This is a genomic window from Algoriphagus aurantiacus (assembly GCF_035156405.1).
In the GTDB taxonomy this organism is placed as follows: Bacteria; Bacteroidota; Bacteroidia; order Cytophagales; family Cyclobacteriaceae; genus Algoriphagus; species Algoriphagus aurantiacus.
Window position 1 is genome coordinate 60517 of record NZ_JAXRUT010000017.1, and the last position, 16582, is coordinate 77098.

The 16582-nt window shown below is 40.8% G+C and carries 17 protein-coding genes; 15 read left to right on the plus strand and 2 right to left on the minus strand.

Going from position 1 to position 16582, the window contains the following annotated elements; genetic code table 11:
• The first annotated feature begins 28 nt into the window (after positions 1-28).
• The 3 genes from SYJ56_RS16590 (at position 29) to pruA (ending at position 2833) form a co-directional block, all read left to right on the plus strand.
• Positions 29-412 carry an ArsR/SmtB family transcription factor gene (locus SYJ56_RS16590; protein WP_323835999.1) on the plus strand — a complete coding sequence of 128 codons (384 nt, stop codon included), beginning with the start codon at positions 29-31 and terminating at the stop codon, positions 410-412.
• Between the two features lie 6 nt (positions 413-418).
• Positions 419-1114: a YjjG family noncanonical pyrimidine nucleotidase gene (locus SYJ56_RS16595; protein WP_323836001.1), complete on the plus strand. Its 696-nt coding sequence runs from the start codon at positions 419-421 to the stop codon at positions 1112-1114.
• An 81-nt stretch (positions 1115-1195) separates the two neighbouring features.
• Positions 1196-2833, plus strand: coding sequence for an L-glutamate gamma-semialdehyde dehydrogenase (gene pruA / locus SYJ56_RS16600; RefSeq protein WP_323836003.1), 1638 nt, complete (start codon positions 1196-1198; stop codon positions 2831-2833).
• A 297-nt stretch (positions 2834-3130) separates the two neighbouring features.
• Here pruA and SYJ56_RS16605 read toward each other — a convergent pair whose 3' ends face one another.
• Positions 3131-3781, minus strand: a complete 651-nt coding sequence (locus tag SYJ56_RS16605) for a hypothetical protein (RefSeq protein WP_323836005.1) — start codon at positions 3779-3781, stop codon at positions 3131-3133.
• 428 nt (positions 3782-4209) lie between these two features.
• On the opposite strand from SYJ56_RS16605, the gene SYJ56_RS16610 reads away from it, so the two are divergent.
• A complete protein-coding gene (locus SYJ56_RS16610) occupies positions 4210-5358 on the plus strand; it encodes a hypothetical protein (RefSeq protein ID WP_323836007.1) in 1149 nt (382 codons plus the stop codon).
• The gene (locus SYJ56_RS16615) at positions 5358-6551 is read left to right on the plus strand and encodes a hypothetical protein (RefSeq protein ID WP_323836009.1); all 1194 of its coding nucleotides are present in this window, start codon (positions 5358-5360) and stop codon (positions 6549-6551) included. Before SYJ56_RS16610 ends, SYJ56_RS16615 begins: the two co-directional genes overlap by 1 nt.
• 104 nt (positions 6552-6655) lie before the next feature.
• Here SYJ56_RS16615 and fabG read toward each other — a convergent pair whose 3' ends face one another.
• The gene (gene fabG / locus SYJ56_RS16620) at positions 6656-7438 is read right to left on the minus strand and encodes a 3-oxoacyl-[acyl-carrier-protein] reductase (RefSeq protein WP_323836011.1); all 783 of its coding nucleotides are present in this window, start codon (positions 7436-7438) and stop codon (positions 6656-6658) included.
• 294 nt (positions 7439-7732) lie between these two features.
• Here fabG and lpdA point away from each other — a divergent pair, with 294 nt between their 5' ends.
• From lpdA to SYJ56_RS16670, 10 genes are all read left to right on the plus strand, one after another.
• On the plus strand, positions 7733-9130 hold the full coding sequence (gene lpdA / locus SYJ56_RS16625) for a dihydrolipoyl dehydrogenase (protein WP_323836013.1): 1398 nt from the start codon (positions 7733-7735) through the stop codon (positions 9128-9130).
• A 90-nt stretch (positions 9131-9220) separates the two neighbouring features.
• On the plus strand, positions 9221-9754 hold the full coding sequence (locus tag SYJ56_RS16630; protein WP_323836015.1) for an RNA polymerase sigma factor: 534 nt from the start codon (positions 9221-9223) through the stop codon (positions 9752-9754).
• A complete protein-coding gene (locus SYJ56_RS16635; protein WP_323836017.1) occupies positions 9754-10578 on the plus strand; it encodes an anti-sigma factor in 825 nt (274 codons plus the stop codon). The genes SYJ56_RS16630 and SYJ56_RS16635 overlap by 1 nt, the downstream gene beginning before the upstream one ends.
• A gap of 106 nt (positions 10579-10684) precedes the next feature.
• Positions 10685-11143, plus strand: a complete 459-nt coding sequence (locus tag SYJ56_RS16640; RefSeq protein WP_323836019.1) for a DUF2721 domain-containing protein — start codon at positions 10685-10687, stop codon at positions 11141-11143.
• The gene (locus SYJ56_RS16645; protein WP_323836021.1) at positions 11136-12098 is read left to right on the plus strand and encodes a glycerophosphodiester phosphodiesterase family protein; all 963 of its coding nucleotides are present in this window, start codon (positions 11136-11138) and stop codon (positions 12096-12098) included. The genes SYJ56_RS16640 and SYJ56_RS16645 overlap by 8 nt, the downstream gene beginning before the upstream one ends.
• Positions 12088-13101 (plus strand): threonine aldolase family protein, encoded by a 1014-nt coding sequence (locus SYJ56_RS16650; RefSeq protein ID WP_323836023.1) that lies wholly within the window; start codon positions 12088-12090, stop codon positions 13099-13101. Before SYJ56_RS16645 ends, SYJ56_RS16650 begins: the two co-directional genes overlap by 11 nt.
• Positions 13102-13191: 90 nt before the next feature.
• Positions 13192-14454 carry a replication-associated recombination protein A gene (locus SYJ56_RS16655; RefSeq protein WP_323836025.1) on the plus strand — a complete coding sequence of 421 codons (1263 nt, stop codon included), beginning with the start codon at positions 13192-13194 and terminating at the stop codon, positions 14452-14454.
• A gap of 217 nt (positions 14455-14671) precedes the next feature.
• Positions 14672-15124, plus strand: a complete 453-nt coding sequence (locus tag SYJ56_RS16660) for a MarR family winged helix-turn-helix transcriptional regulator (protein WP_323836027.1) — start codon at positions 14672-14674, stop codon at positions 15122-15124.
• Positions 15125-15178: 54 nt separating this feature from the next.
• A complete protein-coding gene (locus SYJ56_RS16665; RefSeq protein WP_323836029.1) occupies positions 15179-16183 on the plus strand; it encodes an NAD(P)/FAD-dependent oxidoreductase in 1005 nt (334 codons plus the stop codon).
• Positions 16184-16198: 15 nt separating this feature from the next.
• Positions 16199-16519 carry a 2Fe-2S iron-sulfur cluster-binding protein gene (locus tag SYJ56_RS16670; protein WP_323829861.1) on the plus strand — a complete coding sequence of 107 codons (321 nt, stop codon included), beginning with the start codon at positions 16199-16201 and terminating at the stop codon, positions 16517-16519.
• Positions 16520-16582 lie beyond the last annotated feature (63 nt).

Below are 16582 nucleotides of genomic sequence, written 5' to 3' on the forward strand. Positions count from 1 at the left end.
CCCTCATAAACTCCGTTAAATCTTACAAATGCGGCTAAAAAACATCAGTTTAAACTACGGGCTTAGAATATTTAAAGCACTTTCTGAAGAGCCACGCGTCAGGATTTTTCACCTCCTAATGCTGAATAAAGAACTTTCGATTTCTGACTTTGAGTTAATTCTTGATTTTACTCAAACTAAAACAAGCAGGCATCTTATATATCTAAAAAATGCAGGGCTTCTAGGGAGCAGGCGAGTGGATCAATGGGTGTTTTATTACATTCTCGAAGAATATCTCGAAATCATTAATCAGATTTTTAAGTTTATACAGAAAGACCCAAGTCTCATCAAGGATCAGGAAACCTTTAATATTCTGAAATCCAACCGTGAGCTTGCTATCAATAAAATTCAAAATAATCAGTACCGACGTTAATTCCCCTTGAAAACTTACCAACACCTCTTCTTCGATTTAGACCATACACTATGGGACTATGATCGAAATGTCCAAGAATCACTCGCCGAACTATTCCATCACTATAAATTAGAAGATCTAGGAATATCATCTCCGAAGGTTCTTGTAGATTCATTTTATGCAGTGAATTTCAAACTTTGGTCCGCCTATGATAAAGGTGAAATGCATAAAGATGAGCTGCGAACCACACGATTTCCAAGGATATTTGCTCATGCCGGCATAATAGATGCAGTAATTCCTGAAGAATTTGAAGGTGACTTTATGCATCGTACTTCTAGTAAGCCCCATCTTTTCCCCCATACCATTGAGATCCTAGATTACCTCAAACCGAAGTACAAGCTTTATGTGATCACAAATGGTTTTGACGAAAGTCAGGCTAAGAAAATGAATTCATCCGGTCTGAATGATTACTTTGAGTTAGTCGTGACTTCTGAGACTACGGGTCATAAAAAACCTGATCCAAGGATTTTTCAGTATGCTATGGAGCAAGCTGGTGCCCACAAAGGCAACAGCTTAATGATAGGTGACAATCCAATTTCAGATATCAAAGGAGCTCATAGTGCGGGTATTGATCAGGTGTTTTTCAATCCGCTTGGAAAGACTATTGATTTGACACCGACGTATACTATTTCACATTTGAGAGAACTAGAAGACCTACTTTAGGGTTCTTTTACTCCAAATGCATCAGCCAATAGAACCTTCTGGTTATCTTTGGCCAAACAGAAAATCATAACCCCAGATATCATGCTCAAAGGTTTTTTTAATGTGCCTATTCCGGTGAATGAGCCGGTAAAAGCTTACGCTCCCGGAAGTCCCGAGAGAAAAGAATTGCAAGCAGCCCTGAAAGAAGCTAGATCACAGCAAGTTGATGTGCCAATGTATATTGGTTCGGATGAGGTCAGAACTGGCAATACACATAAAATGTCTCCTCCCCACGATCATCAGCACGTGTTGGGTCATTTCCACGAAGGGGATGCCTCACACGTAGAGCAAGCAATTGATGCTGCACTCGGTGCCAAAGAAGCTTGGGAGAACTTAGCTTGGGAACAAAGAGCAGCCATCTTCTTAAAAGCCGCGGATCTTTTGGCTGGTCCATATCGTGCAAAAATCAATGCTGCTACCATGCTAGGTCAGTCCAAGAATGCTATGCAGGCAGAGATCGATGCAGCTTGTGAGTTTATCGACTTCTTGCGTTTCAATGTGCAATACATGACTGAAATCTATGCACAACAGCCTCCGGTTTCCGGAGACGGTGTTTGGAATAGATTGGAGCAGCGTCCACTCGAAGGATTTGTGTTTGCTTTGACTCCGTTCAACTTTACCGCAATTGCAGGTAACCTTCCAGCTTCTGCTGCGATGATGGGTAATACCATCGTTTGGAAACCAGCTTACACGCAGGTTTATTCGGCAAACGTGTTGATGCAGGTGTTCAAAGAAGCCGGTGTTCCCGCTGGTGTAATCAACTTAATCTATGTAGATGGGCCAGTTGCGGGCGATGTTATTTTCAAGCATCCTGATTTCGCAGGAATTCACTTTACAGGTTCTACTGGCGTATTCCAGCATATTTGGAAAACTATAGGAACCAACATTCATCAATATAAATCTTACCCAAGAATTGTAGGTGAGACTGGAGGAAAGGACTTTGTGATCGCTCATAAATCTGCGATTCCAAAAGCTGTGGCAGTAGGCCTAGCCCGTGGTGCTTTTGAATACCAAGGTCAAAAATGCTCTGCTGCTTCACGTGCTTATATTCCTTCCAATATTTGGGATGAAGTGAAAGAAAGTCTAATCGCTGATCTGTCTGATATGAAAATGGGCGGAACGGAAGATTTTTCGAACTTCATCAATGCAGTGATTGACGAGAAGTCTTTTGATAAAATTGCGAAATACATTGATAATGCAAAAGCAAATCCTGCGGTGGAAATCATCGCTGGGGGCAGCTATGACAAGTCCAAAGGTTACTTCATCGAACCAACAGTGATCGTGACTCAAGATCCTATGTACACCACGATGTGTGAAGAGATCTTTGGCCCAGTGCTGACTATCTATGTGTATGATTCAGAGCGATTTGAGGAAGCGTTGGAATTAGTCGATCAGACTTCCCCATATGCCTTGACGGGCGCTATATTCTCCCAGGATCGCTATGCAGTTGAATTGGCAACTACCAAACTTAGAAATGCGGCCGGTAACTTCTACATCAATGACAAGCCTACAGGAGCAGTGGTAGGACAGCAGCCGTTTGGCGGAGCGAGAGCTTCAGGAACGAACGACAAAGCCGGTTCTATGATCAACTTGTTGCGTTGGGTTTCTCCCCGTACGCTAAAGGAAACATTCGTTTCTCCGGTGGATTACAGGTATCCGTTTTTGGAGAATGATAATTAATGAATTCCTATAGATTTTTAAACATCTTCTAAAGGATCTAAATTCTTGAGTTCCCGTTCACCATGATCATAAAAGCTAGCTTATGGGGATCGCTCCAGAATTAGGAAAGTTTAGGAATAGTTAAAATTTAGAAAAAGAGCTCGGTTTTGTACCGGGCTCTTTCATCTACTGAACTATTTTACTCTTGAGCTTAAAAATCATACTTGCTTTTCCAATTCATAGAAATGCCCCTAATAAGTATCAAACTTTTAAGGGGCACATTAATTTTCACTGTTCTTTAACTTTATAAAAAAGGCATTAGAACACTATAGTACCTTGCATAGTACTGCTTCCTGAACCATTTTTAGGATTGAAATATCCAGTGACAATTGCAGTTCCAGAAGCGTTTTCAAATTTTCCTGTTCCGCCTACGATTTCTACTTCTGCTTCAAAATCACTTCTTTCTTCAGATGATGTAGTTATAGTATTCTGTTTGTTTTTAAACCAAACTGAATTTCCTTTTCCATCTGTTGTAACTGAACTAACATCGGGATTATCTACCACTATGCCTAATTTTTCTAATTCTGATGAATAAAACTGCGTCACCGGAGCACCTACAGATCCTAAACCGTTAACCCCAAACGAAGCATACTGATTCAGGAAAGTAACAGCTTTGCCCATATGGCTTGCATTCCCTGCACCAGTACCAGGGAAATAAGCTGGAATATTTGGAGTGTAAATTCCATTTTCATCTACTTGTGTTAGCTGATTGGTAAACCTTTCGAAATAATTTTTTTCTACAGTTTTTCTAGCATTTTGATTTGTAAAAGATTCCGGTGCGACAAGTGCTTCTGAATCAGTAACTTGCTGAATTTGTATCGGCTCCTCCGCAAAGGGTGAGCAAGAAGCCATTAAAACTGATCCAGCTAGAGTCATCATGCTCAGTGTTGACCACATTGATTTTTTCATATTTTTTTCAGATTGGTTGTGGGTAAAAACATATTTTTTTTAAGAATTTATAAGTTAAGAATCGGGTGATTTCAGATCTCATGAACAATAATATGTATTTTAAACCAATAAAAACGTTAAAAACACAATTTTGATAATAAAAAATTCTTTAAGAGATGATTTTCCCTCCTAAGTATGATTCTCAGAATAGTACCATTTTGTGGTTTTTTTTTAAATTCTTTATTACAGCTTCGCAAATCTATTGTGTCCACACCTTCATACTAACAAATACATTGTCAGGCTATAGTCACCTATTATTTTCCATATCAGCGATTTATTGATCAAAGCTGGATAATTTCTTTATTAAGCGTTAATAAAGTGCTTTGAAGGAATTTGTTTCTGAATCCATAAATTTCTTTATTTTTAGTTATCCTTCTAAAATCTCGTAAATGAAAAAACAGTATTTGCTTTTCCTGATCCCTGTATTTTTTGCATGTTCCAAAGAAAAGGAGCCTATTCAGGGAAATCTGGAAGATTTCGTCTCAGGAGAGATGAGTTTCGAGCGAGATTCTGAGACTGGGTTTATGGGATTTCGAGGCACGGTGAATTATAAATCCAAGGAGGCAGTATATACCCAATGGAATGGGATCTTTATGTATTATGATCCTAAAACTGGCAGAAAATTAGGTTCATTTGAGATACCGACTGAAGGGCCAATGTCACTGAAAGGAGGAACTCACATTTCAAAATCTTTTGATGAATTAACTATAGTAGCTACTAATCACACTGGTTTTACGAATGTTTATAAAGGTGACACGGTTTTTAGCAGTTTTCAGTTGGACATGAGCGATTTGGAATCGAATACTTCTTTTTCATTTCCTATGAGTGGAAATGCATTGCATCAAGTTGCTGATAATGAATACGAAGTTACATTCAATCCATTTGATTTTGTGGCTCTATATAACGATGAAAATACGATTGATTTAGATTTTTCTGCTTGGATTGTGAAGTTTGATGAGCTAGGAAAGTGGATTTGCAAAACTGATTTCAGAGCACCTTATGATGAGTCCTATGCCAATTCCTCCCAAGCCGCTGAAATGGTAAGAATGGTAGAAAGTGGAAACTCATGGGCGATGTTTTCCTATTCAGATTCACTTTATCGGATAAAGGATTGCCAGGTGGTTGAGAGAATTAAACTGACCTCTTTGACTCCTGTTACTTATTTTCCTGACCAATTGATAGGTGACAAGAGCGGAGGTTCTTGGGAAAGACCGCAAGGCGGCGCACTTAACCTTCACCTGATTCACGATTCTTCCTCAGGAATGTATGTAAGGATGACTTTAGTGAAGCAGCTGAAGCCTGACCCAGATACCAACGATCCTCGTCAAAGATTGTATTTGGATGAAAATACCTATCTACTTTTAATCTATGATTCTGAGTGGAATCTTAGGGCTGAACTGGAAATGATTTATCCTCAGGGGACACGTTTTGAAAATATTTTTTCCACCTCAGAAGGACTTTTCATCAACAAACCCGAGCAAGAATCAGAAGATGCATATGAGTTTCATAAGATTGATTTGTCACAATTTGCAGACTGATGAGAAAGTTATATTTCCGATTGTTATTGTTTGGGTTGATTTTTTCCTGTTCTCAAAAAGGTGAGGATGAAATCTACCAAGGGAAGATAGAAGAATTGCTTTTGGATGATTTTAGCTTGGAGAAGGATTCTCTCACGAGAGGATTTGGTAATCTTAATGTGATTCACGAAGGAGGAAAAGATTATCTTATTTATTCCCGCAGTGCTAGGAAATTTAAAGGATATGGATTTGTTTTTTTGAATGCTCAAACTGGGAAAGAAGAACATGTGGTAGAAATTCCGTTCGAAGGTCCCAATTCTATGAAAGGAGGTGTTGCAGGATTTTTTGTTCATGATAAAAACACAATTTTTTTAGTTAGTGGTGAAGGGGATATTGCCACTTATGATTCTCTGGGAAACCAAACGTCTTATGTGGACTCTGAACTAGATATCCCTCTTACAATTGACAATTGGATTTTGATTGAGTATAGATGGGGATTGGCTAATTTCGACTACCCTAGCTTGCAATTTGGTCAGAATCCATCTCACATGGTAAACGGAAGAGATAAGCCGGGTGCTGGTGAAATTAGATATGAATTTCCTCTAGATTTTCGAAATTGGTTGACACATACCAATGTAACAAACGGTGAAATTGAAACAAGCGATTTCTTAATCCCTACTGGCTATGAGATTTTTCAGGGAGATATGACATCCACTTTTCTGTTTGGAGATTATGATTCTAAAAGAGATCGTTATCTGCTAGGTTGGCCATATTCTAATGAAGTATATGAGTTGAAAGGATTAAGTCTCGAACAAAAAGTCATTCCTAAAACTAGTTTGGAATTTAATTTCTTACCTAGTGAGCCATTAGCTGTGCAAGGAGATTATCCCGCGACAGCGATGGTTCAGCCGAAAGATGCTTCAAAGCATATTTTTATTATGTATGATTCTTACCGAGATCTGAACATCCGCTGCTCAAAGATCAAAGAATCAGGCACGGGCGAAACCAAATTTCAGCGTACCAAGCATTATGTTTTGAGTATCTATTCAGGCGATTGGAAGCCCAAGGGAGAATACTTTTTTGACTTTGAAACAGAGCTAGATGTTGAAAACTGGTTTTTGACATCTGAAGGTCTTTTTATCAATAAGCCCGAGCAAGAATCAGAAGATGCATATGAGTTTTATAAGATTGATTTGAGTGGGTTTGTAGATTGAGATTTCTCAGTCATACTTCCTTCGAAATGACACCTTGGACAAAAAAAACGGCTGAATTTCTCCAGCCGTTCAATCTCAAATTTCAAATAAAAAATTTCAAATTTTTAAGTATGCATCGCGCCATTCACCTGAAGCACTTGTCCAGAGATATAGCTGCTCATGTCAGACCCTAAGAATACACATGCATCAGCCACTTCTTCTGGTTTGCCGCCTCGTTTCATCGGAATTCCATCTCTCCAGCCTTGAACCGTTTTTTCGTCCAGCACTTCAGTCATTTCAGTCTCGATAAATCCAGGAGCTACAGCATTGCATCTGATATTTCTAGATCCCAGTTCCAAGGCCACTGACTTAGTGAACCCGATGATACCGGCTTTTGATGCAGCGTAGTTTGCTTGACCAGCATTTCCTTTCACACCTACCACAGAAGTGATATTGATGATAGAACCAGATTTTTGTTTCATCATCGTGCGGGTAACGGCTTTTACGGTGTTGAAACAGGATTTTAAATTGGTATTGATGACCTCATCCCAATTCTCTTCTGACATCCTCATCAACAGATTATCACGGGTTATACCTGCGTTATTTACCAGAATATCCAAGGAACCAAATTCGGCCACTACCTTATTGATAAGTTCTTCAGCGGAATTAAAATCGGAAGCATCAGATTTAAATCCTATGGCATTTTTCGGGACAGTTCCATGCCCGAATCCTTTTTCTACATTGTTATATGCCAACAATTCATGTTCTAATGAATCGGCTTTTTCTACACTTGAGAGATAAGTGAAGGCCACTCTTGCGCCCTCTTGAGCAAATTTAATGGCAATAGCCCTTCCGATACCTTTAGATGCGCCGGTGATCAATGCCGTTTTTCCTGATAGTAATCCCATGAGGTTCTAAAATTTTGTTTGGCCAAAATTATAAAAAAAGCTAAAACTTCCGATTCTAAAGTCGATTACCCTTGTCTTTTGCTTGATTTATTAGGTATTCATTTGAGAAATACGGTTTATTAGATATATAATTTGATGATTGGATAAAATGACAGAATATATATTTCAAATAAGCTTGTTTGAATAGCTAAAACAGTTTTTCAACCTCAAAAACGGATGGAAACCAAATTTTTTTCTGAAGCCAAAAGGCCTATTTTTGCGTAGTTTCAATTCGTAATAAACCAAGATTTAGATATGTCTTCGACCAAATTTGACTTGATCGTAGTGGGCAGTGGGCCTGGTGGCTATGTAGCCGCAATCCGCGCTTCCCAACTCGGCCTAAAAACCGCCGTAGTAGAAGCTGCGGAATTGGGAGGTATTTGTCTCAACTGGGGCTGTATTCCCACTAAAGCATTATTGAAAAGCGCTCAAGTATTTGAATACATCAATCATGCTGCCGACTATGGCATCACCGTAAAGGATGCCAGTGCAGATTTTACAGGCATTGTCAAAAGAAGCCGTGGCGTAGCAGACGGAATGAGTAAGGGAGTTACCTTCCTTATGAAGAAGAATAAGATCGAAGTAGTTAAAGGTTGGGGAAAAATCCAGCCCGGTAAAAAAGTTGAGGTCACTGATAGTGAGGATAAGAAAACCATCTATTCTGCGGATAATATCATTATCGCAACTGGTGCTAGATCCCGTGAGCTTCCTTCTATGAAGATCGATAAGAAAAAGATTATCGGATATCGTGAAGCGATGACTTTGGATAAGATGCCTAAGAAAATGGTTGTAGTTGGTTCCGGAGCTATCGGGATTGAGTTCGCTTATTTTTACGCTACCATGGGAGTAGAGGTGACTATCGTTGAATTTTTAGATAGAATCGTACCGGTGGAAGATGATGAAGTTTCTAAGACATTGGAAAAGCTATACAAGAAAGCAGGCATGACTATCATGACTTCATCAGAAGTTACTGCTGTAGACACCAAAGGAGAAGGCTGCAAAGTGACTGTGAAAACTGCCAAAGGCGAAGAGACTTTAGAGTGTGATATTGTACTTTCTGCCGCAGGGGTTGTTTCAAACCTCGAAAATGTTGGGTTGGAAGATGTAGGAATTTTGGTAGATAAAGGCAAAATCAAAGTTGACGAATACTATAAGACAAATATGCCAGGCTATTATGCCATCGGCGATGTGATCCCTGGACCGGCTTTGGCACACGTAGCGTCTGCTGAGGGAATTATCTGTGTAGAGAAAATTGCCGGACAAAATCCAGATCCTTTGGATTACGGAAATATTCCAGGCTGTACGTATTGCTCTCCTGAGATAGCCTCTGTAGGAATGACTGAAGCGAAGGCCAAGGAAGCAGGATATGAGTTGAGAATCGGTAAATTCCCTTTCTCTGCTTCAGGAAAAGCCGCTGCATCTGGCGCAAAAGATGGGTTTGTCAAACTTGTATTTGATAAAAAATACGGTGAATTGCTCGGTGCACACATGATAGGAAATAATGTGACTGAGATGATCGCTGAGATCGTGGCTATCCGTAAACTGGAAACCACTGGTCACGAACTGATCAAAACGGTGCATCCTCACCCAACTATGTCAGAAGCAATTATGGAGGCCGCGGCCGCTGCTTATGACGAGGTAATTCACCTTTGATATAAAAATTTTGAAATTAAAACACACAAGACCTAAAACAATTGGTCTTGTGTTTTACTTTTAAGGAAGAATTTTTCAAACCACCGATTTTTGCAGGAAGAACAACTCATCGCCGGACTTAGGGCAAAAGACAGAAAGACCACAGAGTATTTGTACGACAAATACTCGAAGGCACTGTTTGCAGTGATCTCCCGAATAGTCTTTGACAAGGACATTGCTGAGGAAGTTTTTCATGATGCTTTTGTCAAAATCACTAGAAAAATCGAGAGTTACGATGAATCAAAAGGGCGTTTATATACCTGGATGGCTAATATTTGTCGTAATTCCGCTATAGATAAACTACGCTCCAAAGAAATATCACAATCCACCAAGACCAATACAATTGATGACTTCGTATATGGTATGGAAAGCCAGTCAGGCACCCAGGAAGAAATTGATGGAATTGGAGTGAAGGAGCTTTTGGTTCAGCTAAATGATGACCAAAAGTTTATAGTAGAGTATATTTATTTTAAAGGATATACGCATTCGGAGGTTTCTGAGGAGTTCGAAATACCTCTCGGAACTGTCAAGTCTAGGGTGAGAGCGGCAATACAAGTGTTGAAAAAAAATGTAGCAAGAATCTAGTGAATATTCAATCTTACATATCGTCAGGTAAATTGGAGCTTTTCCTTTTGGGAGAGCTTACGGAGCGAGAGCGTGAGGAGGTATTGAGCCTGGCTAAAACGCATCCCGAGATCCAACAAGAATTGGATGAACTAGAGGAGACTATGTTCGCCTTTGATCACATGACTGGAGCATCTCCGCCTCAGGATGTGAAGGATAAGATTTTCTCTACCCTTGAAAATGATTTTATTCTTAATGAGGCACCAAAATCAACTGGAGTACCAGCTGATACTAAAGTGGTACCGATTAGTAGCCCATGGAAACCTTTTGCAATCGCAGCATCCATTACCGCAATTGTAGCTTCAGGAGCAGCATTCTATTATGCTGATAAATATCAGGAAAGAAACGATCAATTCACTGCCTTTCTTCAAGATCAAAGCGTAATGGCTGATAATCTGAATCAGGTGAAGCAAGAATACGATCAGAAGGATTCTCAACTTGAAAAGATCATTGCTGGTAACTTAAAGCGTGTAGAAATGAGAGGCGAGGGTTTTGATATGCAGAAGGATGCTAAAGTAGATGTCTTCTGGGATCAAAATGCACAGGAAGTATTTGTGGCTGTGAATAATCTGAATGACCTGAGTGAGGAGTTTGATTACCAGCTTTGGGCGATTGGAGATGATGGGCCAGTGGGAATCGGTCTGGTAAATTCAGCCGAGAAACTGACTTTGCAGCAAATGGAAGCCGTGGCACAGGCAGGAGCTTTTGCTATCACCATCGAGCCCAAAGGTGGATCCAAAGCACCTACAATGGAAAAGTTGGTTGTCCTGGGAGAAGTGGCTTAGAAATTTAAAATTGTAAATTGTATAATTTAAAATTGCCTGTTCTGAAAGGAGCAGGCTTTTTCATTTCCAGGAAATAGAAGCATCTTTAAGCTACCAATGTTCACCTATGGAACTCCAACTTTCAACCCCAGCCTTGCTTTTTTCGGCGATCACTTTATTGATGTTAGCCTATACAAACCGCTTTTTGGCTATTGCCAATCTGATTCGTGGTCTACACAAGAAGTTTATTGAAACGCCGGATGAAGGTATTATCGTAGAGCAAATCCATAATCTCAGGAGACGGCTCACACTTATCAAAAACATGCAGCTGTTTGGAGTTTTTAGTTTTTTATTATGTGTGATTTGTATGTATTTGCTGTTTCGTGGGATTACTGAGGCAGCCAATTGGGTGTTTGTGGGGAGTATGTTGTCCCTGCTCATCTCACTTGGTTTGTCATTGGTAGAAATCCAGATATCTACCAAGGCATTGAATCTGGAATTGGCTGACATGGAGGAAATATTCAGAAAGCGAAGCAGTGGCCTTGATTTCATTTTCAAAAAAGACCCAAAGAAAGATGATGAGTAAGATTTTGTGGTTTCCGTTTCTGCTCTTAGTAGTTGGTGCATGTAGTCAGAAACCAGTAGAACAACAGGAAGTTCTTGCTTTTGAATCTACGGTTGAAGCGACTGAAAATCATATCCAACTTGAAAGTGTAGAAGAAGCGCGGGATTTTTATACCTGGAGTTCGGATCGTATACCAATGGTGTCGGCACATCGTGGAGGTCCCTATCCCGGGTTTCCTGAGAATGCTATCGAGACTTTTGCCAATGTAGTAAAGTACACTCCAACGATCATCGAACTGGATGTTGCGATGACCAAAGACAGTGTTTTGGTGCTGATGCATGATGATAAACTTGACCGAACAACTACCGGAAAAGGCCTTGTAAGTGAAATGACTTATGAAGAAATTCAACGACTATTTCTGAAGGATGAAGAAGGGGGGCTCACAGATTTCAAAGTCCCAACTTTGGAAGAAGCTTTGATTTGGTCAAAGGGGAAAGCGCTTTTGACGGTCGATATCAAGAAATCAGTTCCTTATGAGAAAATCATAGAGGCAGTTAGGGAAACTGAATCCGAAGCACATACAGCGTTGATTACCTATTCTTTCCCCGCAGCCAAAAAGCTGCATAACATGGCTCCTGAACTGATGCTATCAGTCACTATTCGCAATATGGAAGAAATCCAGCGCTTGGAGGAAACGGGGATTCCATGGACCCGTGTGATTGCTTTTACGGGAGTAGCGGAGCGTCCACAGGATTTCAATCTAGCCTTACACAAAAAGGGTGTGTTTGCCATTTTGGGTACACTTGGTAACTTAGACAAAAGTGCCATTGCCCGCGGAGATCAATTGTATGCGAGTTTTGTGCAGAAAGGAGCTGACATTTTGGCAACAGATAGACCGATAGAAGCAGCTGCTGCTATCAAGACTTTGGTACCATCACAAAGTTCTAAATCCAAGTATTTTAAAAATGATTATTGACCTAAGAAGTGATACTGTCACCCGACCAACTGTGGGGATGAAGGAAGCAATGTTTGCTGCCGCAGTGGGAGATGATGTTTTTGGTGAAGATCCTACAGTGAATGCACTAGAGGAGAAAGCTGCAAACCTCTTTGGTATGGAAGCAGCGATTTTTTGTCCTTCAGGCACCATGACCAATCAGATTGCAATCCGTCTTCATACACGGATTCAGACGGAAGTTATTTGCCATAAATATTCCCATATCTACCTCTATGAAGGTGGTGGAATCATGTCAAATTCCCTCGCATCTGTGAAGCTCCTTGATGGGGATTCTGGTAAAATCACTGCTGATCAGGTAAAAGCTGCAATCAATCCGGATGATATTCATGCTCCGGAAACGACCTTGGTTTCTCTTGAAAATACGATGAATAAAGGCGGAGGAAGTATTTACAGGCTGGAGGAAATCGAGCCGATAAGAGAAGTTTGCAACGCAAATGGTTTGAAATTACACTTAGATGGAGCTAGACTTTTCAACGCGTTGGTGGAGACAAGAGAAAGCCCGTCGGACTGGGGCGCCCAGTTCGATACAATTTCTATCTGTTTGAGTAAGGGCTTGGGCTGTCCTGCGGGTTCCTTGCTTTTAGGTTCAAAATCGGATATCAAGCGAGCCAAGAAAGTCAGAAAAGTATGGGGCGGGGGAATGAGACAGGTTGGGTTTTTGGCTGCAGCCGGGATTTATGCATTGGATAATCATGTGCAGCGACTGACCGAAGATCACGCTAGGGCTAAGGCTTTGAGAGAAATGCTCTTGAAACTGCCGTATGTTTCTGAAGTTTTTCCGGTTGCCACGAATATTGTAATTGCTAGATTGGAGGGTGTTTTACCAGAAGAATTTTTGAAAAAATTGGCGGAAAATGATATCAAAGCTGTCAAATTTGGAGAGGAGCTTGTCCGATTTGTGACTCATTTAGACTTTGATGATGATCAATTGGAGGAGTTTGGCAGGGGAATTTCAGAGCTATAGTTTCCAGACATTTTTTGTCATTAATGAAAGGCCTATTGAGGCCTTTTTTCTTTTCTCTGTATCTTGCTCGATGAATTTATACTCCGAAGAATGAACAATACCCCTCTTGCTGAACGAATGCGCCCAATGCGATTGGAAGATCTGATTGGACAAGAACATTTGTCTTCACCCAACTCATTTCTTTTCAAAGCAATAAAATCCGGCAATGTGCCTTCACTTATTCTTTGGGGACCTCCTGGAGTGGGAAAAACGACCATTGCCAATATCATAGCAAATGAAATTAAAGCACCCTTTTATACCCTGAGTGCGATCAGTTCTGGAGTAAAAGATATCAGGGAGGTGATTGAGAAAGCTAAGTTTCAGCAGGGTGTGGTGCTTTTTATCGATGAGATTCACCGCTTCAACAAATCTCAACAGGATGCACTTCTGGGTGCTGTGGAAAAGGGTGTTATACGACTGATAGGAGCCACTACAGAGAATCCGTCTTTTGAAGTCAATGCTGCATTACTTTCGAGATGTCAGGTCTTTACGTTGAATTCACTGGGCAAAGCTGAGCTTGAGGCTATGGTTCATCAGGCTTTGGAGAAGGATGTTGAGTTGAAAAAAGTCAAAGTAGAGCTTAAGGAGACTGATGCGCTTTTGAGGATTTCTGGAGGTGATGGACGAAAGCTGCTGAATTTGCTGGAAATTGTGATTGATGGGATCAACGAAAATCCCTGTGTGATCACCGACGAAAAAGTGATGCAGATCGCGCAGCAGAAAGTGGCCCTCTACGACAAGTCAGGAGAGCAGCACTACGATATCATTTCAGCTTTTATCAAATCCATCCGTGGTTCGGATCCGAATGCCGCAGTGTACTGGCTCGCACGGATGATCGAAGGGGGAGAGGATGTGAAGTTTATAGCGAGACGCTTGGTGATTTTGGCTTCTGAGGATATTGGGAATGCCAATCCCAACGCTTTGCTTTTGGCTACGAATTGCTTCGAGGCGGTCAAAATCATAGGATATCCAGAATCCAGGATTATTCTTTCGCAGTGCGTGACTTATTTGGCGAGTTCACCGAAAAGTAATGCAGCCTACATGGCAATTAATCAGGCTCAGGCCCTAGTTCGGGAAAAGGGCGATTTGTCCGTTCCGCTTCATCTACGCAATGCTCCGACGAAACTGATGAAGGATTTGAACTATGGCAAAGCCTATAAATATTCCCATGATTTTCCGGGTAATTTTGTGAATCAGGAGTTTTTGCCTGATGAAATCAAAGAAATGAAGCTGTACGACCCTGGAGAAAACGCAAGGGAAAATGAGTTGAGAAAATATTTAAGTTCTAAGTGGCAAGGGAAGTACGGGTATTAAAGGGTAGGCTGTCAAATGCCTAATTTTTCAATTGTCAATTTTCAAATTGGTGAATAGAGAATGATGAAGGCGAAATGATGAATGTTGAAGTTTTTAGAATTCTCAACTCTCTGGTTTATTTAACATTGATCTCATAAACCTACAAACCCCATAAAAATAATAGAGAATTGTTTTCTCCAGTTAGATTTTTTATATATTTGTCACACTAACTATTGGTATGACACAAGAGCAATATTCTAAGTATTCATTTCTATTGGACCGCACAGCCCGAAAAGTGAAGCAATATGCTCAGCAACAGTTCAAATCAGGTGATTTTGATGTGACTGTGGATCAGTGGTTGGTACTGAAGAATCTGTCAGAAAACGATGTACTAAGTCAGACGGAATTGGCAAACTTGGTCTTTAAAGACCATCCTACGCTTACCCGTATCATTGATTTGCTCTGCAAAAAAGGATACGTGGAGCGGGTACCGCATCCTCAGGATAGGAGAAGTTTCCAATTGCATTTGACAGAGACGGGTGTATCAAAAGTCACTTCTTTGAGACCAGAAATACATCATATCAGAGAGAAAGCATGGGAGAATTTGAGTCCCCATGATTTCGAAGAATTTAAGCGGATTCTCAATACGATTTACCAAAATCTTGATGGAGAATCACTTGATCATAAATAGTTTAAAATAAAAGAAGATTTTTAACCGGGGAAGCACCCCAAATTTTCATACACCATGATCCATACAGACCTTTGTATTATCGGAGCCGGCCCAGTAGGCCTATTTGCAGTGTTCGAAGCTGGTTTGCTGAAAATGCGCTGTCACCTCATCGATGCCCTGCCTCAGGTGGGTGGTCAGCTTTCGGAGATTTATCCCCAGAAGCCCATTTATGATATTCCAGGTTACCCGGAAGTAAATGCGCAGGATTTGGTGGACAATCTTATGGAGCAGGCCAAGCCGTTTTCTCCTACGTTCACATTGGGTGAGCGTGTAGATCACCTGGACAAGCAAGAAGATGGATCCTTTATCGTGACTACAAGCGACAAAACCCATGTACACGCGAAGGTGATTGTTATTGCCGGGGGCTTGGGTTGTTTCGAACCTAGAAAGCCTGTCGTGGAGAATCTGGAGCTTTTTGAAGGCAAGGGAGTGACCTACATGGTGAAGAATCCTGAAACCTTCCGTGATAAGAATGTGATTCTTGCGGGTGGAGGAGATTCTGCACTGGATTGGACTATTTTCCTTTCGAAAGTGGCTAAAAGAGTAACATTGGTTCACCGAAATGAAACATTCCGTGGAGCCCCTGATTCAGCTGCCAAAGTGTTTGATCTGGCCAATAATGGAAAAATTGACTTGATCCTTTCTGCTAACCTGAAAGAACTTGGAGGCAATGGGAAACTCGATTCAGTGACTTTTGTGGATAAATCCAAAATTGAAATAAAACTAGAGGCAGATTATCTGATTCCTTTATTTGGGCTGAGCCCTAAATTAGGTCCAATTGCGGATTGGGGATTAAGCATTGATAAAAATGCGATTGAAGTAGATACCCGCGATTACTCAACCGGAGTTGACCGGATCTATGCGATTGGAGATATCAATACTTATCCGGGCAAATTGAAACTGATTCTTTGTGGATTCCATGAAGCTGCGATAATGATGCACTCTGCCTTTAAATATGTGTACCCTGATCAAAAATTAAGCTTCAAATACACGACTGTTAATGGTGTAAATTCATTTTAATTCTATTTTTGCGGCATGGTTAATTTCACTGTAGAAGATCAAGAAGGAAATCGTCAAGAATGTGAAGCCCCGGATGATATGGGCTTTAACCTGATGGAAATCCTCAAGGCGTACGAATATCCAATTTTGGCTACCTGTGGCGGTATGGCACTTTGTGGCACTTGTCACATAGAAGTGCTGGAAGGCAAGGATGAACTTGGTGAAGCCACCGATCCTGAATTGGATCAGCTGGAAACCATGCCTGAATACTTCCCAACTTCCAGATTGGCATGTCAAATCCGAATTGGTGATGTATTGGAGGGTGCAGTGCTTAAGTTACGAGGAGAAGATCAGTAAGGAATTACCACCTTAAATATTCTTAAAGCCACTCAGCAATGGGTGGCTTTTTTGTACATGATG

Coding starts and splice junctions, on each gene's coding strand:
- SYJ56_RS16590 (WP_323835999.1), top strand. CDS start 29: ATGCGGCTAAAAAACATCAGTTTAAACTACGGGCTTAGAATATTTAAA.
- pruA (WP_323836003.1), top strand. CDS start 1,196: ATGCTCAAAGGTTTTTTTAATGTGCCTATTCCGGTGAATGAGCCGGTA.
- SYJ56_RS16605 (WP_323836005.1), bottom strand. CDS start 3,781: ATGAAAAAATCAATGTGGTCAACACTGAGCATGATGACTCTAGCTGGA.
- SYJ56_RS16610 (WP_323836007.1), top strand. CDS start 4,210: ATGAAAAAACAGTATTTGCTTTTCCTGATCCCTGTATTTTTTGCATGT.
- SYJ56_RS16615 (WP_323836009.1), top strand. CDS start 5,358: ATGAGAAAGTTATATTTCCGATTGTTATTGTTTGGGTTGATTTTTTCC.
- fabG (WP_323836011.1), bottom strand. CDS start 7,438: ATGGGATTACTATCAGGAAAAACGGCATTGATCACCGGCGCATCTAAA.
- lpdA (WP_323836013.1), top strand. CDS start 7,733: ATGTCTTCGACCAAATTTGACTTGATCGTAGTGGGCAGTGGGCCTGGT.
- SYJ56_RS16640 (WP_323836019.1), top strand. CDS start 10,685: ATGGAACTCCAACTTTCAACCCCAGCCTTGCTTTTTTCGGCGATCACT.
- SYJ56_RS16645 (WP_323836021.1), top strand. CDS start 11,136: ATGAGTAAGATTTTGTGGTTTCCGTTTCTGCTCTTAGTAGTTGGTGCA.
- SYJ56_RS16650 (WP_323836023.1), top strand. CDS start 12,088: ATGATTATTGACCTAAGAAGTGATACTGTCACCCGACCAACTGTGGGG.
- SYJ56_RS16655 (WP_323836025.1), top strand. CDS start 13,192: ATGAACAATACCCCTCTTGCTGAACGAATGCGCCCAATGCGATTGGAA.
- SYJ56_RS16660 (WP_323836027.1), top strand. CDS start 14,672: ATGACACAAGAGCAATATTCTAAGTATTCATTTCTATTGGACCGCACA.
- SYJ56_RS16665 (WP_323836029.1), top strand. CDS start 15,179: ATGATCCATACAGACCTTTGTATTATCGGAGCCGGCCCAGTAGGCCTA.
- SYJ56_RS16670 (WP_323829861.1), top strand. CDS start 16,199: ATGGTTAATTTCACTGTAGAAGATCAAGAAGGAAATCGTCAAGAATGT.